Annotated in this window: 22 protein-coding genes; 11 read left to right on the top strand and 11 right to left on the bottom strand. The window is 46.7% G+C overall.

Annotation, left to right across the window (positions count from 1 at the left end; translation table 11 throughout):
* Nucleotides 1–16: 16 nt before the first annotated feature.
* From J0L70_RS25905 to J0L70_RS25865, 9 genes are all read right to left on the bottom strand, one after another.
* Nucleotides 17–2,380, bottom strand: a complete 2,364-nt coding sequence (locus tag J0L70_RS25905; protein WP_287456412.1) for an ABC transporter permease — start codon at nucleotides 2,378–2,380, stop codon at nucleotides 17–19.
* Nucleotides 2,380–3,123: an ABC transporter ATP-binding protein gene (locus tag J0L70_RS25900; protein ID WP_287456411.1), complete on the bottom strand. Its 744-nt coding sequence runs from the start codon at nucleotides 3,121–3,123 to the stop codon at nucleotides 2,380–2,382. The genes J0L70_RS25905 and J0L70_RS25900 overlap by 1 nt, the downstream gene beginning before the upstream one ends.
* A gap of 264 nt (nucleotides 3,124–3,387) precedes the next feature.
* A complete protein-coding gene (locus tag J0L70_RS25895) occupies nucleotides 3,388–4,263 on the bottom strand; it encodes a metal ABC transporter permease (protein ID WP_017288306.1) in 876 nt (291 codons plus the stop codon).
* A complete protein-coding gene (locus J0L70_RS25890) occupies nucleotides 4,226–4,951 on the bottom strand; it encodes a metal ABC transporter ATP-binding protein (RefSeq protein ID WP_017288307.1) in 726 nt (241 codons plus the stop codon). Before J0L70_RS25890 ends, J0L70_RS25895 begins: the two co-directional genes overlap by 38 nt.
* Entirely contained in the window at nucleotides 4,948–5,916 is a 969-nt protein-coding gene (locus tag J0L70_RS25885) for a metal ABC transporter solute-binding protein, Zn/Mn family (protein WP_036045906.1), read from the bottom strand. Before J0L70_RS25885 ends, J0L70_RS25890 begins: the two co-directional genes overlap by 4 nt.
* Before the next feature lie 162 nt (nucleotides 5,917–6,078).
* Nucleotides 6,079–6,516, bottom strand: a complete 438-nt coding sequence (locus tag J0L70_RS25880; protein ID WP_287456410.1) for a type II toxin-antitoxin system VapC family toxin — start codon at nucleotides 6,514–6,516, stop codon at nucleotides 6,079–6,081.
* Entirely contained in the window at nucleotides 6,509–6,727 is a 219-nt protein-coding gene (locus tag J0L70_RS25875; RefSeq protein WP_017288310.1) for a hypothetical protein, read from the bottom strand. Before J0L70_RS25875 ends, J0L70_RS25880 begins: the two co-directional genes overlap by 8 nt.
* 141 nt (nucleotides 6,728–6,868) lie before the next feature.
* A complete protein-coding gene (locus J0L70_RS25870; RefSeq protein ID WP_017288311.1) occupies nucleotides 6,869–7,411 on the bottom strand; it encodes a peroxiredoxin in 543 nt (180 codons plus the stop codon).
* Nucleotides 7,412–7,441: 30 nt separating this feature from the next.
* Entirely contained in the window at nucleotides 7,442–8,836 is a 1,395-nt protein-coding gene (locus J0L70_RS25865; protein ID WP_287456409.1) for a BCD family MFS transporter, read from the bottom strand.
* Between the two features lie 132 nt (nucleotides 8,837–8,968).
* On the opposite strand from J0L70_RS25865, the gene J0L70_RS25860 reads away from it, so the two are divergent.
* The gene (locus J0L70_RS25860) at nucleotides 8,969–9,922 is read left to right on the top strand and encodes an aldo/keto reductase (protein WP_287456408.1); all 954 of its coding nucleotides are present in this window, start codon (nucleotides 8,969–8,971) and stop codon (nucleotides 9,920–9,922) included.
* 80 nt (nucleotides 9,923–10,002) lie between these two features.
* On the opposite strand, the gene J0L70_RS25855 is transcribed toward J0L70_RS25860, so the two are convergent.
* Entirely contained in the window at nucleotides 10,003–10,758 is a 756-nt protein-coding gene (locus J0L70_RS25855) for a DUF4351 domain-containing protein (RefSeq protein ID WP_287456407.1), read from the bottom strand.
* A 215-nt stretch (nucleotides 10,759–10,973) separates the two neighbouring features.
* Complete coding sequence (gene uvrB, locus J0L70_RS25850) at nucleotides 10,974–12,977, bottom strand: excinuclease ABC subunit UvrB (RefSeq protein ID WP_287456406.1); 2,004 nt, start codon at nucleotides 12,975–12,977, stop codon at nucleotides 10,974–10,976.
* Between the two features lie 200 nt (nucleotides 12,978–13,177).
* Between uvrB and J0L70_RS25845 the strand changes: the two genes are divergently transcribed.
* From J0L70_RS25845 to J0L70_RS25800, 10 genes are all read left to right on the top strand, one after another.
* The gene (locus J0L70_RS25845) at nucleotides 13,178–13,366 is read left to right on the top strand and encodes a CsbD family protein (RefSeq protein WP_026148649.1); all 189 of its coding nucleotides are present in this window, start codon (nucleotides 13,178–13,180) and stop codon (nucleotides 13,364–13,366) included.
* A gap of 248 nt (nucleotides 13,367–13,614) precedes the next feature.
* A complete protein-coding gene (locus tag J0L70_RS25840; RefSeq protein ID WP_287456405.1) occupies nucleotides 13,615–15,111 on the top strand; it encodes a TM0106 family RecB-like putative nuclease in 1,497 nt (498 codons plus the stop codon).
* Nucleotides 15,112–15,312: 201 nt separating this feature from the next.
* Nucleotides 15,313–16,581, top strand: a complete 1,269-nt coding sequence (locus J0L70_RS25835) for an MSMEG_0569 family flavin-dependent oxidoreductase (RefSeq protein ID WP_287456404.1) — start codon at nucleotides 15,313–15,315, stop codon at nucleotides 16,579–16,581.
* A 173-nt stretch (nucleotides 16,582–16,754) separates the two neighbouring features.
* Entirely contained in the window at nucleotides 16,755–17,237 is a 483-nt protein-coding gene (locus tag J0L70_RS25830; protein ID WP_017288319.1) for an MSMEG_0572/Sll0783 family nitrogen starvation response protein, read from the top strand.
* A 52-nt stretch (nucleotides 17,238–17,289) separates the two neighbouring features.
* Nucleotides 17,290–18,270, top strand: coding sequence for a Nit6803 family nitrilase (locus tag J0L70_RS25825; RefSeq protein WP_287456403.1), 981 nt, complete (start codon nucleotides 17,290–17,292; stop codon nucleotides 18,268–18,270).
* On the top strand, nucleotides 18,263–19,339 hold the full coding sequence (locus tag J0L70_RS25820) for an MSMEG_0568 family radical SAM protein (protein ID WP_017288321.1): 1,077 nt from the start codon (nucleotides 18,263–18,265) through the stop codon (nucleotides 19,337–19,339). The genes J0L70_RS25825 and J0L70_RS25820 overlap by 8 nt, the downstream gene beginning before the upstream one ends.
* Before the next feature lie 269 nt (nucleotides 19,340–19,608).
* Complete coding sequence (locus J0L70_RS25815) at nucleotides 19,609–20,094, top strand: MSMEG_0567/Sll0786 family nitrogen starvation N-acetyltransferase (protein ID WP_190649264.1); 486 nt, start codon at nucleotides 19,609–19,611, stop codon at nucleotides 20,092–20,094.
* A complete protein-coding gene (locus J0L70_RS25810; protein ID WP_287456402.1) occupies nucleotides 20,094–21,047 on the top strand; it encodes a sll0787 family AIR synthase-like protein in 954 nt (317 codons plus the stop codon). The genes J0L70_RS25815 and J0L70_RS25810 overlap by 1 nt, the downstream gene beginning before the upstream one ends.
* Nucleotides 21,044–22,144: an MSMEG_0565 family glycosyltransferase gene (locus J0L70_RS25805; protein ID WP_287456401.1), complete on the top strand. Its 1,101-nt coding sequence runs from the start codon at nucleotides 21,044–21,046 to the stop codon at nucleotides 22,142–22,144. Before J0L70_RS25810 ends, J0L70_RS25805 begins: the two co-directional genes overlap by 4 nt.
* A complete protein-coding gene (locus J0L70_RS25800) occupies nucleotides 22,137–22,424 on the top strand; it encodes an MSMEG_0570 family nitrogen starvation response protein (RefSeq protein ID WP_017288325.1) in 288 nt (95 codons plus the stop codon). The genes J0L70_RS25805 and J0L70_RS25800 overlap by 8 nt, the downstream gene beginning before the upstream one ends.
* The last annotated feature ends 15 nt before the right edge of the window (nucleotides 22,425–22,439 follow it).

The following is a 22,439-nucleotide window of genomic DNA, read 5'->3' as shown; positions in this document are numbered from 1 at the left end:
GAGGAAGTTGTGAGGACTACTCGCGCGTTTTCAGCACTGCAACTAAATCCAGATGATCTAGCTTCCGCCGCACGATTAATCCTGAAATGAATGCCGCGCTGGTCACAACAATCACGGCAAAGGCATAGCTCGCACTCGTTACAATTGGCGGAAGTCGATAAAGTTCGGTGTTGTAGGCGATCGACAGCAGGACAACTAATCCATAGCCAACTAAAAAGCCAACGGGAATTGCTGCGATCGTTAATGCTGCCTGTTCTCCGAGTAGAACGACCGCAATTTGAACGCGTGAGAAGCCAATAATGCGCAGAGTTGCAAGTTCTCGACTGCGTTCGGATAAGGCAATTCGAGCCGCATTGTAAACGACACCAAACGCAATAATGCAAGCAAAGACGATTTCAACGGCATTCATGATCTGTCGCGTATCCGCGATCGTTTTCTGAAATCGCTCAATCGTGGTTTTGCGAAGGTTCACTGACGCGATCGCGGGCGTTTGCTTGAGTAATGCGTACAATCGATCCAGTTGAGCCGCATCGACTGCGAGATACGCGCCAGAACTCGTCTCCCCTTCCTGCATCAATCGATTCAATGCCCGTCGTTCCATATAGGCAGATAAGCCGACTAAATCATCAACCAGCCCTGCAACTTTGACATACCGAGTCGGGCGATCGCCTTCTAGCACTTCGACAGTTAGCGTTTCTCCGGTTCGGATATGCAGCTTTTCTCCGAGTTTGGCTGTTAGTAAAATTCCGTCTATCGGTAATGGAATGGGATTGAGTTGTTGATCCACAAGTTGGTGCAATTGCCCGTTTTCGACTAATCCTTGAATACCGAGCTGGTGCGTATATTGCTGATTACGAAATCGAACAGCAACGATGCGAAACGGTTCAGAGTAAAGCACACCTGGTAAATGATCGACTTCATACCGCACGGATGCAGAACGTGGCTCATTGAAAATAATCGTGACATCTTCACGCTGCATTAAGCGGAATTGCACATCGATCAGATAGCTAATCGCATCTTGAGAATAGCGCCCAACAATTAACATGGCGATCGCTAAAGCAATTCCTACGATCGACAACAGTGCTTGAATCGGCTTCCGCTCTAAATTCCGTAGAATAATCCGTCCTACAGGCGAGAGAAAGCTCTGTAATCCCAATCTTTCCATCAATGTTCGCCGGAAATGAGCCGGAGGCTCTGGACGCATAGCTTCGGCTGGCGGCAGCGAAACGGCATGTCGAACTGCAACAAATGCCCCAATGATCGCCGCACTCGCACTAATCGCGATCGCACCTAACACTAATCCTAGACTAATCTGATAGTTCAAATTCGGAAAATGATAGTACTGCGTGTACATTTTCAGCATTCCTGAACCCATCCAGAGTCCAACCCCTGTGCCGATCGCGCCACCTAAAAACACAATGACTAAGACTAATTTTAGAAAATGCCATCCCACACTCCAGTTGCTATATCCAAAAGCTTTGAGAATCGCAATTTGATCGCGCTGTGTTCCAATCAACCGAGATAGCAGAATGTGGAGTAAAAAAGCAGCGATCGCCAAGAAAATACTTGGAACAATCATCGCGTGAGATCTGAGTTGAGTGATCTCGTCAGTCACAAACTTAGTCGAGATCTGATCTGCTTGCTCATACGCTCCAAATCCTCCATAAGGCTTGAGCAATTGATCGAGCTGAAAAATCACAGCTTCTGGATTCGTCTGAGGACTCAGAGAGAGGGCTAGATCATTAAATGCGCCATCAAGGTTAAACGCAGTGCCTAAAGCTTTTCTGCCCATCCAAAATACGCCGAACCGTTGATTGTCAGGCAGCACATCCCCCGCTCGAATTTCGTACACATATTCGGGTGAAAGTGCAATTCCGACAATGCTAAGCTGTTGCCATCGACCATTGATAATTGCTCCAACACGATCGCCCATTTTCAGGTGATTTGCGTTAGCAAATGCCTCACTGACTAAGACTTCTTCGGCTCGTCCAGGTTCTAGATACCGTCCTTGACGAATAAATAAATCATTGAGCATGGGTATCGGTTGCTCTGGTACAGACACGAGTCGCCCAATTGCTGGTTCTTTCTGTCCGGGCACATCCAGCGTGACATCCACCACGACTCTAGATTGAACCTGGGCAACTCCTGGAATTGCTTGAATTTGCTCGATGAGAGGCTCTGGCGCACGTTTGAGTTGAGCAAAAACTTGGGCAAGTCGATATTGCTGATAGTAAGCAGATTGCGATGATGCGAGTGATTGATAAGCACTAATCATGGCAATAAAAATTGCAATCCCACAGGCGACGACTAATGCGATCGCAATCACCTGCCCGCGCAGTTTCCACAAATCTCGCACCAGTTTGTAATTGAGTGCTTTCATCACCACTCCAATGCCGAGGGGGCTAACTTGTGTTCGTTGTGCTGAATGTTTGTAATTTCGCCGCTGCGCATCGTAATCACTCGATCTGCCATGCCTGCAATTCCAGCATTGTGAGTAATCACAGCCGTAGTTGTGCCTAGCTCTTGATTGACTTGCGCTAATGCTTCTAAAACAATCTTTCCAGTTTGGAAATCCAATGCACCCGTCGGCTCATCGCAGAGTAAAACTTCAGGACGTTTAGCGATCGCTCTAGCAATGGCAACGCGTTGTTGCTCTCCGCCGGATAGCTGAGCCGGGAAATGATCGAGTCGATCGCTGAGTCCGACTAATTCCAATGCTTGTTCCGGTTTCATCGGATGTCGAGCAATCTCAGTCACGAGTGCTACATTTTCGCGTGCGGTCAGGCTCGGAATCAGATTGTAAAACTGAAAGATAAACCCGACCGAATTTCGGCGAAATCGAGTTAAAACTGCATCATTCGCATTGGTTAAATCCTGATTGCGAAAGTAAAAATGCCCACCCGAGGGAATATCTAAGCCGCCTAAAATATTCAGTAACGTGGATTTACCACTGCCAGAAGGGCCAAGCAGGACTACAAATTCACTTTCATAGAGATCAAGATTCAGCGATCGTAAAGCATGTACTTCAACTTCTCCCATGCGATACACCTTGCTAATCCCTTCGACATGAAAAATCGCAGGAGCAGATTGCCGAGTGGTTGGTTGAGCGAGGGAGATGTTCATAGGAGGTGAGGGGTGAGCGATGCAGAACCGATATTCTTCTTAGTTGTAGGCAAAGAAGTTGAGGAACTTGTGAGGGTTATCTAGACTGCGTTTCTATCCCGCACCGGATTCAAAACCCGGTGCTAATCGTGCGAACTCCCTGAAGGGACTCCCGAACTCAGCCATTGGCTTGGAAATGCAGTCTCTTCAGAGACTTTGTCCGACGAGCACGGGGTTTCAACCTCGTGCGGCGCGCTCGCGCTCGTGCGGCTCTCTCGTGCAGCTTTAAGCCTTATTGAATTTAGTTCTGCTCCGCCAGAGTTCCAATGATTTCGTAGCGACAAACACTACGATAAATAAACAAAACTGAACCAGAACAATGCTTGGACCTGAAGGAAAATTGAAAGCGCCTGATACTAGCATTCCGGCAATGCTGCTCAGTGCTCCGATCGCAACTGACCCTGCCAAATAGGGGTTAAATCGATGGCTGATCAATTTCGCAGTCGAAGCTGGAATGACAAGAAACGCATTGACTAGCAAAATCCCGATCGCTTTAATCGCTACTGCTACCGTCAACGACAACAGCACCACAAATAAATAACGATGAAACTGTACCGAAACACCTTGTACCTTAGCAACTGCCTGATTCAACGTTAAAAGAATCTGCTGTTTCAACGTCGCCATCAAGATCGTCACACTCACAATCAGTAGCAATCCTGTCAGTGTGATATCTGCCCAATTGACTGCCAGAATATCTCCGAACAGCACGCCCATCAGATTGCCCCGATAGCCTTGAATAAACGTCGTCAGAATCACCCCGATCGCTAAAGCTCCCGACAGTACAATATTCAGAACACTATCGCTCCAAAGATTGGTTTGATCAATCAAATACAGCACTGCTACCCCAAACAGTAACGTGAATGGTAACAGCGTCCAGTTTGGATCAATTTGCAACAAAACGCCGATCGCGATTCCAACGAGTGCTGCATGACCCACCGCATGAGAAAAGAAAGACAACTGCCGCAGTGCCACAAAGCTGCCTAAAAAACCACACAACAATCCCATCAGTACCCCGGCAACGATCGCGCGCTGCATAAAGGGATATTGCACGAGATTGATCAAATTAGTGCTGATGTCGGTAACGGCTAAAGGCAGATCCATAAGTTTGTAGCAAATTATCGCGGGATAGAGCGACCTCTGGCTTGCCTGTGCAAACGAGCGATCGATTCAGACACAGAACATAATCGCAGTGCCGATTCACCATGTCTAGATCATGCGACACTTGCAGCACTGTCCAACGTTCTTCTTGCTGAAGCTCGTGCAGAAATTGATAAAATTCCGCCTCGCCCTGCACATCCACTTCTGCAAAAGCTTCATCCAGAATCAGCAATTTTCGAGGACTGACTAAACAATATGCCAGTAAAACCCGCTTCAATTCGCCGCCGCTCAGCGTTCCGATCGCTTGATGATGTAAATGCAATGCATTCACTCGACGTAATGCAGTTGCTACGGCAGTGCGTTTCTGCCCTTTTCCCGTGTATCCCAATGCGACTAATTCTTCAACAGAAATCGGAAAGCTGCGATCGAAGATGAAATTTTGAGGCATATAGCCAATCTGCGATCGCAAATTTCCCAAGCGTCGAATCGGACGACCGAAAATTTCGACCGTGCCCGTGGATTTGGGAAGTAAGTCCAGAATGGCTTGGACTAACGTACTTTTTCCAGAGCCGTTCGGACCCACGATCGCACTGAGACTGCCCGCCGGAATTTCAAACGAAATATTTTCGATCGCAGTGTATCGTCCCCGTTGTACCGTCAGTCCTTCGACTTTCAAAATAGAATCAATCACTTGAAGGCTTGTGTGAGAGTTTGCAAATTCGATCGCATTGCTGTGAGATAGTACTGAGGGTCAGTTTCTCCCGCTTCTAGAGAATCTAGAGGGCGTAACGTCACTTTGAGATCATTAGAAAGACTATTCAATAATTTGTTATCGACCCCTGGTTCACTGAATAAGGCTTTCGCCTGAAATTGTTTGACTGCATCGACTGTTGCTTGCACATCGGCTGGAGAGAGTTGATCTTCAGGAATTTCAACCACCGCAACTTGTTTGAGGTCATACCGTTTTGCCAAGTAGGGAAAGGCATCGTGAAACGTGATAAAGGTACGGTCTTGAAAGGGTTTTAATGTTTGTTCAAATTCAGTATTGAGTGCTGCTAATTGTTGCAGATAAGCGGCTGCATTGGCTTCGTATTTCGATTTATTTTTAGGATCGGCGGCGATCAGCCCGTCTCGAATCGTGGTGACTTGCTGTTTGGCAAGTACGGGATCGAGCCAGACGTGCGGATTGCCGTCGCTATGGTCGTGATCATGTCCCGCTTCTTGCCCTGTTTTGACGACTTGCGAGGTTTCGCCGATCGGGGTAATCCCTTTGCTGGCATCGATCACTTTGAGTTTAGTGTTTTGTGCGCTTTTGATGGTGTCGTCGAGAAATTCTTCCATGCCTAAGCCGTTTTTGACGACGACATCGGTTTCGCTCAAGGCTTTGACATCAGCCGGAGTAGATTGATATTCATGCACCTCGGTTCCAGGTTTGAGCAGGATATCAACTTGTGCCGCATCGCCTGCAACGGCTTTGGTGAAGAGATAAACCGGGAGAAAAGTGGCGACGACGCGCAATTTCTTCTCAGAATTCGCAGCAGGGGAAGACTGGACATCTCCAGTCGTTTGGGGAGGCGGGGCGGACTGTGTACAACTTGTGAGCAGTCCAAAGATGAGTAGAGAGGTAGCACAAGCGATCGTCGATTTCCTTCTCATGAGAGACACTCCAACCGATGAAAAGACGAATTTCATCATACAGTGAGAATGAGTCTCATTTTAATTGATCTGAATTTCTTAATCGATTTCTCACTCTGGGATAAAACGGTTCTGTCGCCTCGGAGCGATTCTCAGAAACGCTGATAAATGTTCTATCACTACTTATGATTGTGCTGGTAATCGTTGAAATTCCAGCCCGACTTGAATAAAATGTGCATCTTCAGTGAGGACGTGAAGAATGCCAAACTCCTGCATCACTGCCATTGAAGTGAGATCCGTGAAAGAAATCTGTGGTTTATCGAGATACTTCAGGCGTAGGGTTTGGGCTTGGGAAAAGCGCGTTTCATCTATCTGAATCAGTTGAAATTGGTCGGTAGAGAATGCGGCAGAAAGTTGAAGCATTGCTTTCTGTGCTTGATAGGCATTGAGGCGCTTAAAAAATAAGGTAAAGGTTTCGTCTAGGACGAACGTTGTTGTGTAGATCAGTGTTTTTTGTTTAAGTAGAGTGCGATAGAGAGTTGCAACTTGTTGGTGTCGCCGTTCTCCAGCATCGTTTGAGGTTAACCATCCCCAAGTATCGATCAAAATGGAATTAACCATAGAGTGTGTCATCGATCGAGCTTGCAAGATGACCGTGGGTATTTGAGCCGACAAATTCAATTAGAGGGTCAACTGTTGTGGGATCGTTCAGCGGAAGAGGGGGGGTTTTCTGTAGAGTTTCGACCCACTGGAGCAGAAGAATCACTTGACGATCGCTCAGATCAGAAATCGCTTCAATCAGTTGTTGGCGCGGTGTAGTTTGGGAGTTCATTGTATGGAATGAGGTGTAACTCGGCTTCATTTTAGCAAGGATGAGATTGAGTTTTATTTGGGCGATCGCTCAGACAAAATTAGACCTCCAAAGATTTGGAAACCTCGGAGGTCTAAGCTCTATGTGATCGTTTTGAACAAACTACTGAAGCTCTGCCAATGTCGCCAGTACTTCACGACTATGGACGATCGGATTCACCCCTGTAAACGTCGCCCGCAAAATTCCTTCAGGGTCAATAATGAAGGTGTGCCGCGCCGATCGAACTCCGATCCAAGACCCATACGCCTTGCTGATTGTGCCTTTCTCATCTGCCAATAACGGGAATTTCAACCCTTCAGAATCACAAAAGTCACTGTGAGAATTCACATCATCTGCACTAATCCCCAACACTTGCGTATTGCGATCGCGATATTTCGGCAAATCTTCCTGAAATTTTCGCGCCTCTAATGTACAGCCCGGTGTAAAGTCAGCCGGGTAAAAATATGCCACAACCCATTGACCACGGTAGTCTGAGAGCGAAACCATGCCTGCGTCAGAATTGCTCGGCAAGGTAAATTCGGGTGCAGGTTTATTAATCTCAGGGAGCACTCCCCCCATGGCAAACGCTGGAAAAGTGAAGCTCAGGCTGGCAACGATCGCCAGCACACTACTGAAAAATCCAAGGATGAGAGTTCGACGGGTCATAAGCAACAAAACTTAATAAAAATACATCTTCTAATCTAACTCTCCTTGCAAAATTGTCGAGATTGCGGCTTTCGTCTTCAAATGAAACGCTTTCACATCGACACGATTGAGTAAGGTCACGGCGATCAACATGCCGATCGCTTGCAGCCCAAACACAAGCGCATAAGCCAAGGTCAAATTCGGGAAAATGGCTTTTCCTAAATCCAAAGCACCCCCACCCATAACCGTTGCTAACGCTCTCGCCAACGCCTGCGCCAAACCCCAAGCACCAATGAATGTTCCCGCCGTTTCAACTGCTGTGAGATCAAGCATCAAACTCAATGCCCCAGTTGTGGTCACGCCGGAAGCTAGCCCAAATAAGAACAATCCGCTTTGCAAAAGCTTTGGATTTGCCATAAAGCCCGCAAAGATGAGCAACGTCATACAAGCCGCAACGAGCACACAGCCGAGCTTTGCAGTTCTGGTTTTCCCTAACCGTGGCACGATCGCAAAGCCAGCACTACTAATGCCAACCAAGGTTCCCGTACCCCAAAACGCATTTAATCGAGTCGTCTCGGACACCGACATCTTGAACACTTGCCCACCATACGATTCCATCACTGCGTCTTGCATGAATAAGCTAATCGTCATCAAGAGCAAGAAAGAGAAAAATAATCCTGTTTGTGGAGAAGCGGTTAACACGCGGACTGCACGACCCAATGTAATTTGATCTTCGCGATCGTTGTCTTGCGATCGCGTTGCAAAGTGCGAATACTTTTTCTCAACTCCCAACGTTGCTAAGATACAAAGCCCGCAAACAATGCCTGGAATGATCACAAATAAGCGATCGACGGCTGGACGCAACTGTTCGAGTGGAATACTGCCTTCAGTCGGTAACAATCGAGAACTCAGAATTGCACCCAAGACAATTCCAACCATCAACATTGACCAAACGACCCCGACGAGTCTCGATCGATTGTCTTCCTCGGACACATCGACCAGCAAGGCGGCAAAAGGCGTGGAGCCTGCACTCAACGTCAATCCATACAGTGCAAACACTAATCCCAACACGACAAGCCAAATGTAAGTCGGGGTTGCCCATCCGACCGCTTGCAAACTTGCACCCAATTGCCACATGACTTGAACCGCGAGAAAGGCAGCGATCGCAAACAGTCCTGAAGCAATCCAAACGTAGCCTGTGCGGTGATAGCCTGCGATCGGCTTCGCATCAGACAATTGCCCAAACCATAATCGCGCCGGAGCCATGAATTGATGAACTGCGATCGCGCTGGCTGCGAGGGTTGCTGGAATTGCCAGTTCTTTAATCATGATGCGGTTCAAAACCCCCAAGGTCAGCACGGACATCATGCCGAGTCCCATCTGGTACAACCCAAGTTGAAACATCGTGAAAAGCTTGATTTTAGGAGGTGTTTTTACCGCTTCCATAACAATATCTAACGCTGTGAATTGATATTCATTAGCTTACGGCAAGTCGATAGGTCGTTCTAAAGGCGAATGTCAGAATTGAAATCAATTATTAAACTTAAAATAACGTTACAAACGCGAAGTGAGATCTGCATGGAAACATTGATGACGCTCGGCAAAACGGATTTGAAGGTTCCACCCCTGTGTATTGGGACTTGGGCGTGGGGCGATTCGTTGTTCTGGAGCTTTGGCAAAGAGTATGGAGAAGCAGATCTAAAACAGGCATTTGATCAAGCGATCGCTGCGGGTGCGACGTTTTTTGATACGGCTGAAATTTACGGATTGGGAAAGTCTGAGCAGTTTATCGGTCAGTTTATGCGGCAAAATCCGCAGCCGATTCAAATTGCGACCAAGTATATGCCGCTGCCGTGGCGATTCAGTGCGGATGCGGTGCATGATGCGGTGACAGCAAGTTTGCAGCGATTGGGCGTAGATTCGATCGCGCTATATCAAGTGCATATGCCGTTTGACTTTTTTATGAGTAAAAAAACGCTGATGGAAGCGTTAGCCGCAGAAGTCGATCGCGGACGGATTCAAGCGATCGGCGTGAGCAATTATTCAGCAGATCAGATGCGAGAGGCACAGGGGTATCTTGCAGCGAAGGGAGTGCCGCTTGCTGTGAATCAAGTCCGATATTCGCTGCTGAATCGCGAGATTGAGGCAAATGGGATTTTTGAGACGGCGAAAGAGTTAGGCGTAACAATTTTGGCGTATAGTCCACTTGCTCAAGGGTTACTGACTGGCAAATATAAGCCGGAGAATTCAGATACAGTGACAGGCGCGAGAAAGCTTGATCCAAAATTTAGTCGGCAGGGGTTAGAGAAACTGATGCCCGTGATTGAGCAGTTAACGGAGATTGGGAAAAAGTACGATCGCACTCCGGCTCAGGTGGCGTTGAATTGGTTAATTGCTCAGGGCAATGTGATTCCAATTCCGGGTGCAAAAACGGCAAGTCAGGCAGAACAAAATGCAGGAGCAATGGGCTGGACGATGGAACCGGAAGAGTTAACGAAATTGGATGCGCTAACGAGAAGCTATCGTAAGTAAGAGCAATCCGGAGATGGCTAGAAATTATGAGAATTCTAGCCATCTCTAAAAGGATCTTTTTATACCTTCAAAATATCCTCTTAGACGTTATGGTCTAACCAAGCTGTCAAATCCTCGCTCTGGGTGAAGTCTAACAAGGCTTCGCCTAACGCTTCCAATTGCTCGATCGACAATGCTTCAACTTGAGCAGTGAGTTCTGGTGAAGGAGCACCAACTCGACGAGTGAGTTGTTTTAAGATCAGCGATCGCTCCCGCTGTTCTCCTTCTCGTAAAATCTCCTGATACCAGGGTGACTCTCGCAGTACTGCCATATCCCACCTCATGATTTGCCGCACAACTTCACTACTCATCACAAAACTAGCAAAAAATGCCAGCAGTGATTCCAATTCTACTAATTGCTCGTCCCTGCGCAATTGATTTAAGGCACGTTGTACCACAGTCGTCTCTCCACCATTCTTCAGCACGGGGACAAACGGCAAAAGTGCGTTCAACGATTGCTCAAATACGATCGTCGCTTCGACTTCCCATAGGTTAATCACGTGGTAATCTTGCCGCACCGCTAGCCCCATGAAATTTGATTCGTAGCGATTGAGAATCGTGACTGTAGATGCAGGGGGCAAGATGTTGATTAAGACTGGATAGGTCGGGAGGCTGTACTTCTCTTCAGCTAGAGCTGCATACGCTCGCATTCGCACGGGCAACTTGTCGTTGTAGCGCAACTGCAACTCATTGAGAATTAGAAACTCTCCCTGCGTGGGACTGTAAGCTTTTACCAAAACATCGTTTTCTCGACTGACCCACTGAAAGTCAGATCCGAGGATTCCTTGAGCAATCACATCGGGTTGCTAGTTACCCATTGCACCCAGGCAGTCGGTGCCAGACTAATGAGACGTTTACTACCAATATCAGCTTTTTTGACCACAGACTATCGTTGAGAAGTAGTTCAAATAGCCTACCATCTTTTGATTGAAGTCGTAGATTTTGCCGAATGAGTGGGTGAATTCAATCTCAAAAAGTCGGATTCTTTGAGAAAAATCCGACTTCTACTCGATTACGCTCGATTGCCCAACAGCTTGTCTCGCAAGTGTTTGATCTTGTCGCGATATTTTGCTGCTTCCTCAAACTCCATCTTTTTCGCTGCTTCCTTCATCTGCACCTCAAGCTGAGTAATCAGCGTCGGAATATCTTCTAAAGGAATCTCATCTGCTTGCTCGTAGACTTGATCCAACTCTTGAGCATTCAAACGGCGCGACACTTCCAGGAATGCCAAAATCGCATTGTTCGATTTCTTGATAATCGGCTTCGGAACAATGCCATGTTTTTCGTTGTATTCCATCTGGATAGCTCGTCGTCGCTCCGTTTCGCTAATCGCACCTGCCATGCTATCGGTTAAATTATCCGCATACAGAATGGCTTTTCCTTCTACATGTCGAGCAGCACGTCCCATCGTTTGAATCAGCGATCGCTTCGCTCGCAAGAACCCTTCCTTATCCGCATCTAGAATCGCAACCAGCGAAACTTCTGGTAAATCTAATCCTTCCCGCAGTAAGTTCACCCCAATCAGCACATCAAATGTGCCTTCTCGCAGGTCTTGCAGAATTTCGATGCGCTCGATCGACGTAATCTCCGAATGCAAATATCTAACTCGAATGCCGCGCTCTTGAAAATACTCGGTCAAATCTTCTGCCATTCGCTTCGTCAGCGTTGTGATGAGCGTGCGTTCTCGTTTCTCAACTCGAATTTTGATCTCATGCAGCAGATCATCGACCTGCCCTTGAGTCGGGCGAACAAAGACTTCAGGATCAAGCACGCCCGTCGGTCGAATCACTTGTTCAACCACACGATCTTCTGAAATTTCGAGTTCCCAATCGCCCGGAGTCGCAGAAATGAACACACACTGATTCACCTTTGCCCAAAACTCCTCTGCTTTCAATGGGCGATTATCTGCCGCACTCGGCAGTCGGAATCCGTGATCGATTAGCACTTTCTTCCGCGCTTGGTCACCGTTGTACATGCCTCGAATTTGCGGAATGGTCACGTGAGATTCATCGATCGCAAGTAACCAATCATCCGGAAAGTAGTTCAGCAAACATTCCGGCGGATCGCCAGGATTGCGTCCTGCTAGATGTCTCGAATAGTTTTCAACGCCATTGCAAAATCCCACCTCTCGCAAAACTTCCAAATCGTAGCGCGTGCGTTGTTCTAAGCGTTGAGCTTCTAGTAATTTTCCTTCAGTCTCAAGCTCAACTAAACGCTGTTTTAGCTCTAGCTCAATGTCATCGCAAGCTTGTTGTAATCGGTCTTCGGGTGTGACAAAGTGACGCGCCGGATAAATACTCACTGCGTCCATACTTTGCAAAGTCGCACCTGTTACCGGATCGATATAGCGAATCGCATCGATTTCATCGCCGAAAAACTCGACTCGAATAATGCGATCTTCGTAAGCTGGTCCAATTTCTAGAACATCCCCTTTGACTCGGAATTTGCCCCGACCCAGATCGAGATCATTGCGAGAATATTGCACAGACGCGAGATCCCGTAAGACTTGCCGTTGATTGATCTCTTCTCCGACTCGCAATGGAATCGACGCATTCAAGTATTCCGAAGCAATCCCTAACCCGTAAATACAGCTAATTGAAGCTACTACAATCACATCGCGACGTTCAAACAGCGATCGCGTTGCCGAGTGCCGCAACATATCAATTTCTTCGTTAATCGAAGCGGTTTTCTCAATGTAAGTATCGCTGACCGGAATATAAGCTTCAGGCTGATAGTAATCGTAATAGCTGATGAAATACTCAACTGCATTATTTGGAAAGAATTCGCGCAATTCATTACACAGTTGGGCTGCCAGCGTTTTGTTGTGAGCTAGGAGTAAGGTCGGTTTGCCAATTTTCTCGATCGTTCTCGCGATCGTGTGCGTTTTTCCGGTTCCAGTCGCGCCGAGCAGGGTTTGATAACGATTGCCTGCCTGAATACTTTTGACCAGTTGTGCGATCGCTTTGGGCTGGTCGCCAGTCGGCTCAAAGGGAGTGTGAATGTTAAATTCTGGCATTGTGAATTCACTGGGGTTCTATTCAATTTTAGCGGTTTCTTTTCCGGCAGTGGCGGCACTTCTCTATCGATCGAGGGAGAAATTGATCACGCAACAATCCAACTCTAGCCAGACTCAAAAATTAAGAAAAATCGTTAAATTCGATACATATCGATAGCGCTATCGACTGATTTATCAACAAATTTCTAAGGAGAATGATCATGAGTTTAGAAGAAAGAGCGAAGGCAGCTGCGAAGAACGTTGAAGGTAAAGTTCAAGAAGCTGTAGGCAACATCACCAACGACCCAGCCGACAAGATGGAAGGCAAAGCGAAACAAGCCGAAGCTGGCGCGCGCAACGCTAAAGAAGATGTGAAAGACGCAGCGAAAGATGTTGTTGACCGTGCATAGTCGCTCTTAATTTTCACTTCAACTTGATCAAGAGATGCCTGAGCTGGGCATCTCTTTTTTACGAAAAACCGACATTTTGAAAAAACGTAGCTTAATTTACATTTAGTTTCCGCTTAAAGTCAGATTGTTAGAATAAGTTAGATCTATGTCTAATTGTTAAGAAATTGTGATTGAGAAAGACGATCGAGCGTAATCTGACGATGAAGACACGATCCCGCAGACCGCCTAATTTTTGTTAATTTATAGGCATGTTTATTACTGCTGATCTCCTGCTCAATTATCAACGCTGTAGTCGTCGAGCATTCCTCGATCGATATGGAGATGCTGAGCAAAAAGATCCGCCCAATGATTATCTGCTGAAACTGATTCAAGACAGTGCAGAAAATCGCCGACAAGTCCTCGCAACCGAAGATCAAGAACATCGCCAACCGACTTATAAAAGTGGAGATTGGCAAAAAGGTGCGGAAGAAACCTTGAAGTTGATGCGGGCGGGTGTAGAAAGAATTTATCAGCCGATTCTGCTAGCAGAAGAAGGAAATGTAACGCTGGTTGCGAATCCAGATTTATTAGTCAAACGACCGGGACAATCCATTTTTGGCGATTGGATTTATGTTCCGACTGAGATCAAACTCAGCAAGCGTCCGAAGCAGGAATATCAAATTATCGTGGCGTACTTTGTGAAGGTGCTGGCTGCGGTGCAAGGAGCTTGGGTCGAGGAAGCTTGGTTGATTTTGAAAGAACGGGGCGCGTTTGCGGTGGATTTGTGGGAAATCATTCCGCGAATGGAAACGATTCTGACCAGTTGTATTGAAGCGGTGACAGGCGAAGAAGAACCGGAAGTGTTTATTTCTCGCAGTCGATGTAGTTTATGCCATTGGTTCAGTCATTGTTATGCGATCGCCAAATCCGACAATCATTTATCGCTGCTTCCCGGTGTGACTCAATCGCGTTATGCACAATTACAAGCGTTAAATATTACGACCTTAGAAGCTCTAGCTGAAATTCCTGCAAATCAGTTAGAACCGTTACCTGGATTTGGCAGCGAGACGGCGCGCAAGTTGGTCAGACAAGCGCGAGCAACTTTGCAGAATGTGGCGCTCTTAGGTGAAAGTTTAGCCGCACATACGGTAGGAAAACGACCGTTTGTGATGCCAACGATTCCCACGGCTGCGATCGAGCTTTATTTTGATATCGAAGCTGAGCCAAGTTTGAATCTGGTGTACTTGCATGGCGTGTTGGTCGTCGATCGTCTCCAGCAGACGGAAACGTTCCATCCCCTGCTTGCAGAGAAACCAGAAGAAGAAGCGATAGTGTGGCAAAAATTGTTGGATTTAATGTGGGCGTATCCGAATGCGCCCATTTTTCATTTTTGCCCCTATGAAGTACAGACGATGGAGCGATTGGGTAAAGTCTTTGAGACGCCTGATGAGTTGGTGAAACCGTTGCTGACGCGATTCATCGATTTGCATGATTACGTCACACAGACCGTGACGCTTCCGGTTGAGAGCTATGCGCTGAAACATATTGCGCGATGGGTTGGGTTTGATTGGCGCGATTCGACGGCAAATGGGGCACAGTCGATCTATTGGTATGCTCAGTGGTTAGCAACGGGCGATCGCAGTTATTTAGACTCGATCGTGATGTACAACGAAGACGACTGTCGAGCGACCTATCAGGTGAAAGAGTGGCTAGTTGAATTTTTAGAAGCGGCGACTTTAGCCGATGATTTTGACTACGCGGTTTAGCGGTGAATCGAGAATCGTTGATGCTCAAGTTCATGAATCCGATGCGTAAAATCTGATGAGCTATCGATAGTGAGAGGGAGACGTGATGTGCGATCGCGCTGACTCTCTTTACAGCTAGACTCATCCTTCCGGTAGTGAAAACTACAACGCTCCTCTACATCGCGCTTTACGCTGCCTAAAAATGCGCTCGTGGAGTTTTCAATGCAAAGCCATTATCCAGTCATTATTGTTGGCGGAGGGCAATCAGGCTTATCGATGAGCTATTGCCTGAAGCAGAAGAATATTGAGCATCTGATTTTCGAGAAACATAAGATCGCTCATGCGTGGCAAGCCAAACGCTGGGATACTTTCTGCTTAGTGACTCCAAACTGGCAATGTCGGCTCCCAGGCTTTCCTTATGCAGGCGACGATCCGCGCGGATTTATGCAAAAAGATGCGATCGTCGATTACATCAAGAGCTATGCTGCTTCATTCGATCCACCGATTCGAGAAGGCGTTGAAGTCTTGAAGATTATCAAAAATGACGATCGATTTGAGCTAACAACTTCAATTGGCGATTACACAGCCGATCAAGTTGTCATCGCCGCGGGAAGCTACCATCGACCTAAAATTCCACGTCTCTCTGAACGATTTCCATCAGAGATCGTCCAGATCCATGCATCTGAATACAAAAGTCCAGACTTTTTGCCTGATCGAATTCTAGTCGTAGGAACTGGACAATCCGGCTGTCAAATTGCTGAAGATTTGCATCTTGCAGGTAAAAAAGTCCATCTTGCTGTCGGAAGTGCTCCGCGATCGCCTCGGCTGTATCGCGGTAAAGATATCGTGGATTGGTTAGATCAGATGGGGTACTACGATCTCTCGATCGACGATCATCCTCAAAAAGAATCGGTCAGAAGTAAAGCAAATCACTATGTTACAGGTCGCGATGGCGGACGAGAAATTGACTTGCGGCACTTTGCGCGAGAAGGAATGAAGCTCTATGGCAGATTGAAAGATGTCAATGGCAGCACGATCGAGTTTGAGAACAATCTCAAACAGAACCTAGATCATGCCGATGCAGTTGCCGAAAGTATTAAGCGAACCGTCGATCAATTCATTGAAAAGAACCAGATTGATGCTCCAATCGAGCCACCTTACCAACCTGTATGGGAGCCAGACTCAGAAGAGTTAACGCTGAATGCTGCTGACATTGAAGCGATCGTGTGGTGTACCGGATATCAATCTGATTTTCGCTGGGTGGAAGTTCCAGTGTTTGATGGCAAAGGCTATCCAGGACATGAGCGCGGCGTAACGCAGATTTGGGGCTTGTACTTCCTCGGCTTACCTTGGCTCTATACCTGGGGTTCTGGACGATTTTCAGGCATTGCAAGAGATGCTCAGTATCTTGCAGATTATATTGCTGCAAGAAAGAAAGTCTCACAAGATAGTGCTTGGAGTGTTGTGAATGAGTTTTTACTCGGATCATGACCTGTTGATTTAGATAGGTCAGTTTTTGGGTTTTGCTAGCTGTGTAACCCTTCGATCAAGCTCCCTAGTTTTATGATCAGTGTTCTAGTTCTAGTAGCCAGCACTACAAAAGTTAGTAACCAATCCCCACTAATCTTGCAGCAAGCTCATCTATCAAATTTAAGGAGATCGCTATGCCAGAGGTTACAGCTCCCGCACATCAAACTGGCGATTTCTTTGTAGACTACGAAGAAAAAGTTTTTCCAGATGTCAAAGCGGAACCTGGCGAGAAAGCTTTAGTCACGTTTCACACCGTTGCTTTTGAAGGCTCGATCGGGTTTGTGAACTTGCTTCAAGCTACTCGATTACTCAGAAAAGGCTTTGAAACTTCGATTTTGCTCTATGGGCCTGGTGTAACTTTGGGGGTACAACGCGGCTTCCCGAAACTCGGAGATTCTGCTTTTCCGGGACACCAGAACTTCAATGATCAACTGAGCAAATTCATGGCAGAAGGTGGCAAAGTTTATGCATGTCGCTTTGCATTGCAAGCGCTCTATGGTCATGGTGAACCTTCTTTAATTCCTGGAATTCGACCAATTAATCCATTGGATGTCTTGGATCTCGTTCTGATGCATCGCAAAGATGGTGCATTTATCCTCGATACCTGGACACTTTAAAAGCTCCGAAAATCTCCGATTGCAAGTCTAATTTTCACTTACCTCTCCCACAATGACAGATGCTCACATTGTTCGAGCGGCAGCCGTACAAATTAGTCCAGTCCTGTTTAGCCGTGATGGGACAACCGAGAAGGTTTTAGACGCGATCGCGTCCGCTGCCAAATCAGGCGCGCAGCTCGTTGTCTTTCCAGAAACCTTTATTCCGTACTATCCTTACTTCTCGTTCATTCAGCCTCCAGTGCTAATGGGCAAAGAACACATGCGGTTGTACGAAGAAGCTGTGATTGTTCCTAGTCCAGTTACAGATGCGATCGCTCGTGCTGCTCGATCCTATGGTGTCGTTGTCGTTGTGGGAGTGAACGAGCGAGACAACGGATCGCTCTATAACACTCAGCTTGTTTTTGATGCGAATGGAACCTTGGTTTTGAAACGCCGCAAAATTACGCCAACTTACCATGAGCGCATGGTTTGGGGACAGGGAGACGGTGCGGGACTAAAAGCGATCGACACTGCGATCGGGAAGCTTGGAGTGCTTGCCTGTTGGGAGCATTACAATCCACTCGCGCGCTATGCCCTGATGGCACAGCATGAGCAAATTCACTGTTCACAGTTTCCAGGCTCAATGGTTGGGCAAATTTTTACGGATCAAATCGAAGTTACCATTCGCCATCATGCTTTAGAAGCAGGCTGCTTTGTTGTGAATGCGACAGGTTGGCTCTCGCCTGAGCAAGTTGCACAAATTACGAGCGATGAGAAGCTTCAGAAGGTTCTAACAGGTGGTTGTAATACCGCAATTATTAGTCCCGAAGGTAGTCATCTTTGTCCACCGATTTTAGAAGGAGAAGGAATTGCGATCGCGGATCTCGATTTCTCGCTGATTACGAAGCGCAAGCGCATGATGGATTCTGTGGGGCATTATGCTCGTCCTGATCTCCTTCAGTTGCAGGCAAATTTTGATACTCAAACGGTGCTAAAGGAGTCGCTCGAAGTGCAGCCAGCAGAACAGTTTTTAATCCCTAACCTCAATGAATAAGCAACAACTCATTACGGACTTACAATCACATGGATTGAAGCTGATTGACTCTCAAATCGGTGCATCAGGGCGACAAGGTGGAGCAGGACCTTCAGATCACAAAGCAGTGACGATCGAAGGAACAACCATTATGGTTCCGATTTACAATACACCTGCTGCAAGTTCTCCCTATAGCACTAATCAAACGGCTCAAGTTTTAGAACTAAATGGAGAAGCGATCGCCCCGATTAGTTTTCCTAAGCAACCCAAGTTCTACAACCTCACCACAGAAGACGGGATTCCTTACTGGAAGATTGCGTTACTTCATAGTCACGATGTCCTTGCAACCACAGTTTTGCAGACCTGTATGCGATACAGCGATGCGGCTACAGCTTGTCAGTTTTGCGCGATCGGGCAATCTTTAGCGGCAGGGAAAACTATTGCTCGTAAAACGCCAGCGCAACTTGCAGAAGTTGCAGAAGCGGCAGTTCGGCTCGATCACGTGAAACACATGGTGATGACGACCGGAACACCAAATACGAGCGATCGCGGTTCAGCTTACCTGACAGAATGTGCAGCCGCCATCAAAGCAAAAGTAAATCTTCCCATTCAAGCTCAATGTGAGCCACCGGATGATTTTGCTTGGTTCGATCGGATGAAAACGGCTGGAGTGGATAGCTTAGGAATGCACTTAGAAGCGGCTGATCCAGAAGTGCGAGCAAAAATCATGCCGGGCAAAGCTTCTGTGCCACTAGATTACTATTACAAAGCTTTTGAGGCATCCGTCAAAGTGTTTGGTCGGGGTCAAGTTAGCACTTACTTGCTTGCAGGACTCGGTGATAGCTTAGAGACTTTGATTGAAATGTGCGATCGCTTAATTCGTCTCGGTGTTTATCCGTTTGTTGTGCCGTTTGTTCCGATTACAGGCACGCCTTTAGAAGGACATGCTGCTCCAGATCGTGACTTTATGCTGGCTTTGTATCAGCAAGTTGGAGCAATGATCCAGCAATCAGACTTCTCTGCAACTGAGATGAAAGCAGGCTGTGCAAAATGTGGAGCTTGCTCTGCTTTATCCAATTTTGAGTCTTAGGGGAATAGTTTGTTAATCGTGTACCAGAAAACATTTTTTCGCTGCGTTGCGATTCCGCCCTCGATTAAAATCGGGGCTAACAAAACGAAGTCCACTAAAGGGACTAAAACAGCCAGCCTGAGAGTGTTCCAGTCCCTTCAGTGGACTTTTCTCTATTAGCCCCGATTTTAATCGAGGGCGAGGCAGAATCGGAGCTTAGGACTTTATTAATCGCAAGTTCCTAGCTATCAAATTTTGAGTCTTAGCTGTCGAATTTTGAATCCTAACCTATGTCCTATCAGTTTAAACTTGCTCAATCAGCGAGAGAAGTTCAAGCTTACTTCGATCTGCGTCGATTAATTTTTACAGAAGAACAACAGCTATTTGAAGATGATGTAGACGAACTTGATCGAATTTCCTATCCGATTATTGCCGTTGATCAGGCTCAAGTTGTCGGTGTTGTGAGAATCTACGAAATCGAACCTGGCATCTGGTACGGTGGCAGATTAGGCACGCATCCAGACTATCGAAAAGGCTGGCAGATTGGCAAAGGTCTCATCTACAAAGCAGTTACCACTGCAAATACTTGGGGCTGTCAGCAATTCTTAGCCACCGTTCAGCTTCAAAATGTGCGATTCTTTCAAAGATTACATTGGCGATCGCAAAAAGAACTGATGATCTGCGATCGACCTCACCATTTGATGGAAGCTGACCTCGATTTCTATCCGCCCGGAACTGAACCGCGCCCAATTCTTGAGGTTCGGGAGGCATCTTGATGCTGTCATCTCTGGCTGACCAACTTCATCGCTCTTTGGGGTTGCTGCAAAAGCAAGATATTCAAACTGCGGCGAATGCGTTGAAATCTGACTGGAGCAATGCAAAAATTCGATTAGGGGATGATTGCGCAGCAATTCGCGATGGCGATGGCTATCTTCTCTTTGCAGCTGAGGGAATGTTGCCGCAATTTGTCGAGCAGGAGCCTTGGTTTGCGGGCTGGTCGGCAGTCATGGTGAATGTGAGTGATATCTATGCCATGGGAGGAACCCCGATCGCGGTTGTCGATACGATTTGGAGCAAAACTGGGCAGAATACGGATGCAATCTGGGAAGGAATGAGAGCTGCATCTGCGGCTTACAATGTCCCCATTGTTGGCGGACACACAAACTGCCATAGTTCTTATACAGCATTATCTGTCGCAATTCTGGGACGCGCAAATCGTGTGATTACTAGCTTTGATGCTCAACCTGGAGATTTATTATTAGTTGCTACTGATCTTCGGGGTCAACCTTATCCCAACTATCCCTTCTGGAATGCTGCAACTAATGCTGATCCAGCTCAACTGCGAAAGAACTTGTCGATTTTGCCAAAACTAGCTGAAACTGGGCTTTGCAAGGCAGGCAAAGATATCAGTATGGGCGGCATTATTGGAACGCTGATTATGTTGTTAGAGACTTCTAACTGTGGAGCGATTCTCAATCTTGAACAAGTTCCCTGCCCGAATGAGCTTGCATTGCACGAGTGGTTAGTGCATTTCCCAAGCTATGGCTTTTTATTGAGTATTGCGCCTCCTCTCGTTCAGCAGGTGCAAGCTTTATTTCGAGAACAGGATTTAGTCTGTGAAGTTGTTGGAGAGATTCAGGCGAATCCGCAGTTGATTCTACGATCGTATGGTGAATCGATCGAATTCTGGGATCTCTCTAAGCAGGGACTGACAGGGTTTGCACCATGAAAATCGCACTCCTGACTTACTCAACCAAACCGCGAGGAAGTGTCATTCATACCTTAGAGCTTGCAGAAGCTTTGCATGATTTAGGACATTCTGTTTGTGTGTTTGCGCTGGATAAAGATGGCAAGGGATTTGATTATCCGCTCTCTTGCCAGGTGAAATTGATTCCAGCCCATCCTGCTCCATCGGAAATTGACCAACTGATTGCTCAACGGATTCAAGAATTTGTCAATTACTTCAATCAGTTTCCGCAGCAGTTTGACTGCTACCATGCTCAAGATTGTTTGAGTGCAAATGCGCTAGCAATTTTGCGAGAACAAGGACATATCCTGCATTTTGTTCGCACAGTGCATCATATTGAAGACTATCAAAGTATTTATTTGCAACACTGTCAGGATCGATCGATTCGAGAAGCTTCTCTGTGCTTTTGTGTCAGCGATCGCTGGAAGTCTGAACTTCAAGAACAGTATCAAATCGATGCTCCACGTGTGATCAATGGCGTAAACCTCAAACGATTTTCGGCTCAAAATCATTTCTTTGATTTTTCAGGTCATCCCATCTATCTGACCGTTGGCGGCATTGAACCTCGAAAAAACTCTATCCGTCTCTTGCAAGCTTTTCAGAAAGTTCTGATTCAATTTCCTCAAGCGCAATTGGTGATTGCAGGGGGAGCGACTTTATTTGACTATCAAGAGTATCGAGATGAATTCTTTGCGATCGCCGAATCTCTCAATCTAAAAGACTCACTGGTACTACTTGGCGTAGTTGCTGATTCTGACCTACCCAAGCTCTACCAGAGCGCCGATGTTTTTGTATTTCCATCTGTAAAAGAAGGTTGGGGCTTAGTCATTTTAGAAGCGATCGCTAGTAAAATTCCTGTAATTACTTCCAAACAGCCGCCGTTTACTGAATTTCTCAACGAAACGCAAGCGCTACTCGTTGATCCTTACTCAGTTGATGCGATTGCCTCAGCAATGTGTTCCGTGTTTGATTCTGCCGATTCTCTAGTCGCTCAGAGCCAATCGGTTCTCTCCCAATACACTTGGGAAATTTCCGCTCAGCAACATATTCACCACTACCAAACTTTACTTTATGCCTGAAATCCGGTTTCAAATCCGTTGGTCTGACGGAACACAAGATTCTTGCTATTCTCCCTCGCTGATTGTTAAAGAGTACTTTAGTCCCAACACAGATTACGCGCTAGACGATTTTGTTGAGCGATCGCGCACTGCCTTGAATATTGCCAGCGATCGCGTCAAAGCAAAATACGGAAGACCCTGTGGGCTTGCGCTTGGGCAACTGCAAGAAATTGAGGAAAAATCAAAACAGTATGCTCAGATTCCTAATGCAAAAGTCCGTGTGATTGGATTTATTGAATAGCCAGTTAATGCATTC

The sequence above is a fragment of the Leptolyngbya sp. UWPOB_LEPTO1 genome (genome assembly GCF_017302695.1).
In the GTDB taxonomy this organism is placed as follows: domain Bacteria; phylum Cyanobacteriota; class Cyanobacteriia; order Leptolyngbyales; family Leptolyngbyaceae; genus Leptolyngbya; species Leptolyngbya boryana.
The sequence above is the reverse complement of the archived record's forward strand: the minus strand, read 5'-3'. Positions and strand labels throughout refer to the sequence as shown.

Excerpts from the sequence above, each read along its gene's own strand:
- J0L70_RS25895 (WP_017288306.1), bottom strand. The coding sequence starts at position 4,263 with ATGGATCTGCCTTTAGCCGTTACCGACATCAGCACTAATTTGATCAAT.
- uvrB (WP_287456406.1), bottom strand. The coding sequence starts at position 12,977 with ATGCCAGAATTTAACATTCACACTCCCTTTGAGCCGACTGGCGACCAG.
- J0L70_RS25900 (WP_287456411.1), bottom strand. The coding sequence starts at position 3,123 with ATGAACATCTCCCTCGCTCAACCAACCACTCGGCAATCTGCTCCTGCG.
- J0L70_RS25840 (WP_287456405.1), top strand. The coding sequence starts at position 13,615 with ATGTTTATTACTGCTGATCTCCTGCTCAATTATCAACGCTGTAGTCGT.
- J0L70_RS25875 (WP_017288310.1), bottom strand. The coding sequence starts at position 6,727 with ATGAACTCCCAAACTACACCGCGCCAACAACTGATTGAAGCGATTTCT.
- J0L70_RS25880 (WP_287456410.1), bottom strand. The coding sequence starts at position 6,516 with ATGGTTAATTCCATTTTGATCGATACTTGGGGATGGTTAACCTCAAAC.
- J0L70_RS25845 (WP_026148649.1), top strand. The coding sequence starts at position 13,178 with ATGAGTTTAGAAGAAAGAGCGAAGGCAGCTGCGAAGAACGTTGAAGGT.
- J0L70_RS25905 (WP_287456412.1), bottom strand. The coding sequence starts at position 2,380 with ATGAAAGCACTCAATTACAAACTGGTGCGAGATTTGTGGAAACTGCGC.
- J0L70_RS25800 (WP_017288325.1), top strand. The coding sequence starts at position 22,137 with ATGCCTGAAATCCGGTTTCAAATCCGTTGGTCTGACGGAACACAAGAT.
- J0L70_RS25835 (WP_287456404.1), top strand. The coding sequence starts at position 15,313 with ATGCAAAGCCATTATCCAGTCATTATTGTTGGCGGAGGGCAATCAGGC.
- J0L70_RS25885 (WP_036045906.1), bottom strand. The coding sequence starts at position 5,916 with ATGAGAAGGAAATCGACGATCGCTTGTGCTACCTCTCTACTCATCTTT.
- J0L70_RS25815 (WP_190649264.1), top strand. The coding sequence starts at position 19,609 with ATGTCCTATCAGTTTAAACTTGCTCAATCAGCGAGAGAAGTTCAAGCT.
- J0L70_RS25865 (WP_287456409.1), bottom strand. The coding sequence starts at position 8,836 with ATGGAAGCGGTAAAAACACCTCCTAAAATCAAGCTTTTCACGATGTTT.
- J0L70_RS25860 (WP_287456408.1), top strand. The coding sequence starts at position 8,969 with ATGGAAACATTGATGACGCTCGGCAAAACGGATTTGAAGGTTCCACCC.
- J0L70_RS25825 (WP_287456403.1), top strand. The coding sequence starts at position 17,290 with ATGACAGATGCTCACATTGTTCGAGCGGCAGCCGTACAAATTAGTCCA.
- J0L70_RS25870 (WP_017288311.1), bottom strand. The coding sequence starts at position 7,411 with ATGACCCGTCGAACTCTCATCCTTGGATTTTTCAGTAGTGTGCTGGCG.
- J0L70_RS25820 (WP_017288321.1), top strand. The coding sequence starts at position 18,263 with ATGAATAAGCAACAACTCATTACGGACTTACAATCACATGGATTGAAG.
- J0L70_RS25805 (WP_287456401.1), top strand. The coding sequence starts at position 21,044 with ATGAAAATCGCACTCCTGACTTACTCAACCAAACCGCGAGGAAGTGTC.
- J0L70_RS25810 (WP_287456402.1), top strand. The coding sequence starts at position 20,094 with ATGCTGTCATCTCTGGCTGACCAACTTCATCGCTCTTTGGGGTTGCTG.
- J0L70_RS25830 (WP_017288319.1), top strand. The coding sequence starts at position 16,755 with ATGCCAGAGGTTACAGCTCCCGCACATCAAACTGGCGATTTCTTTGTA.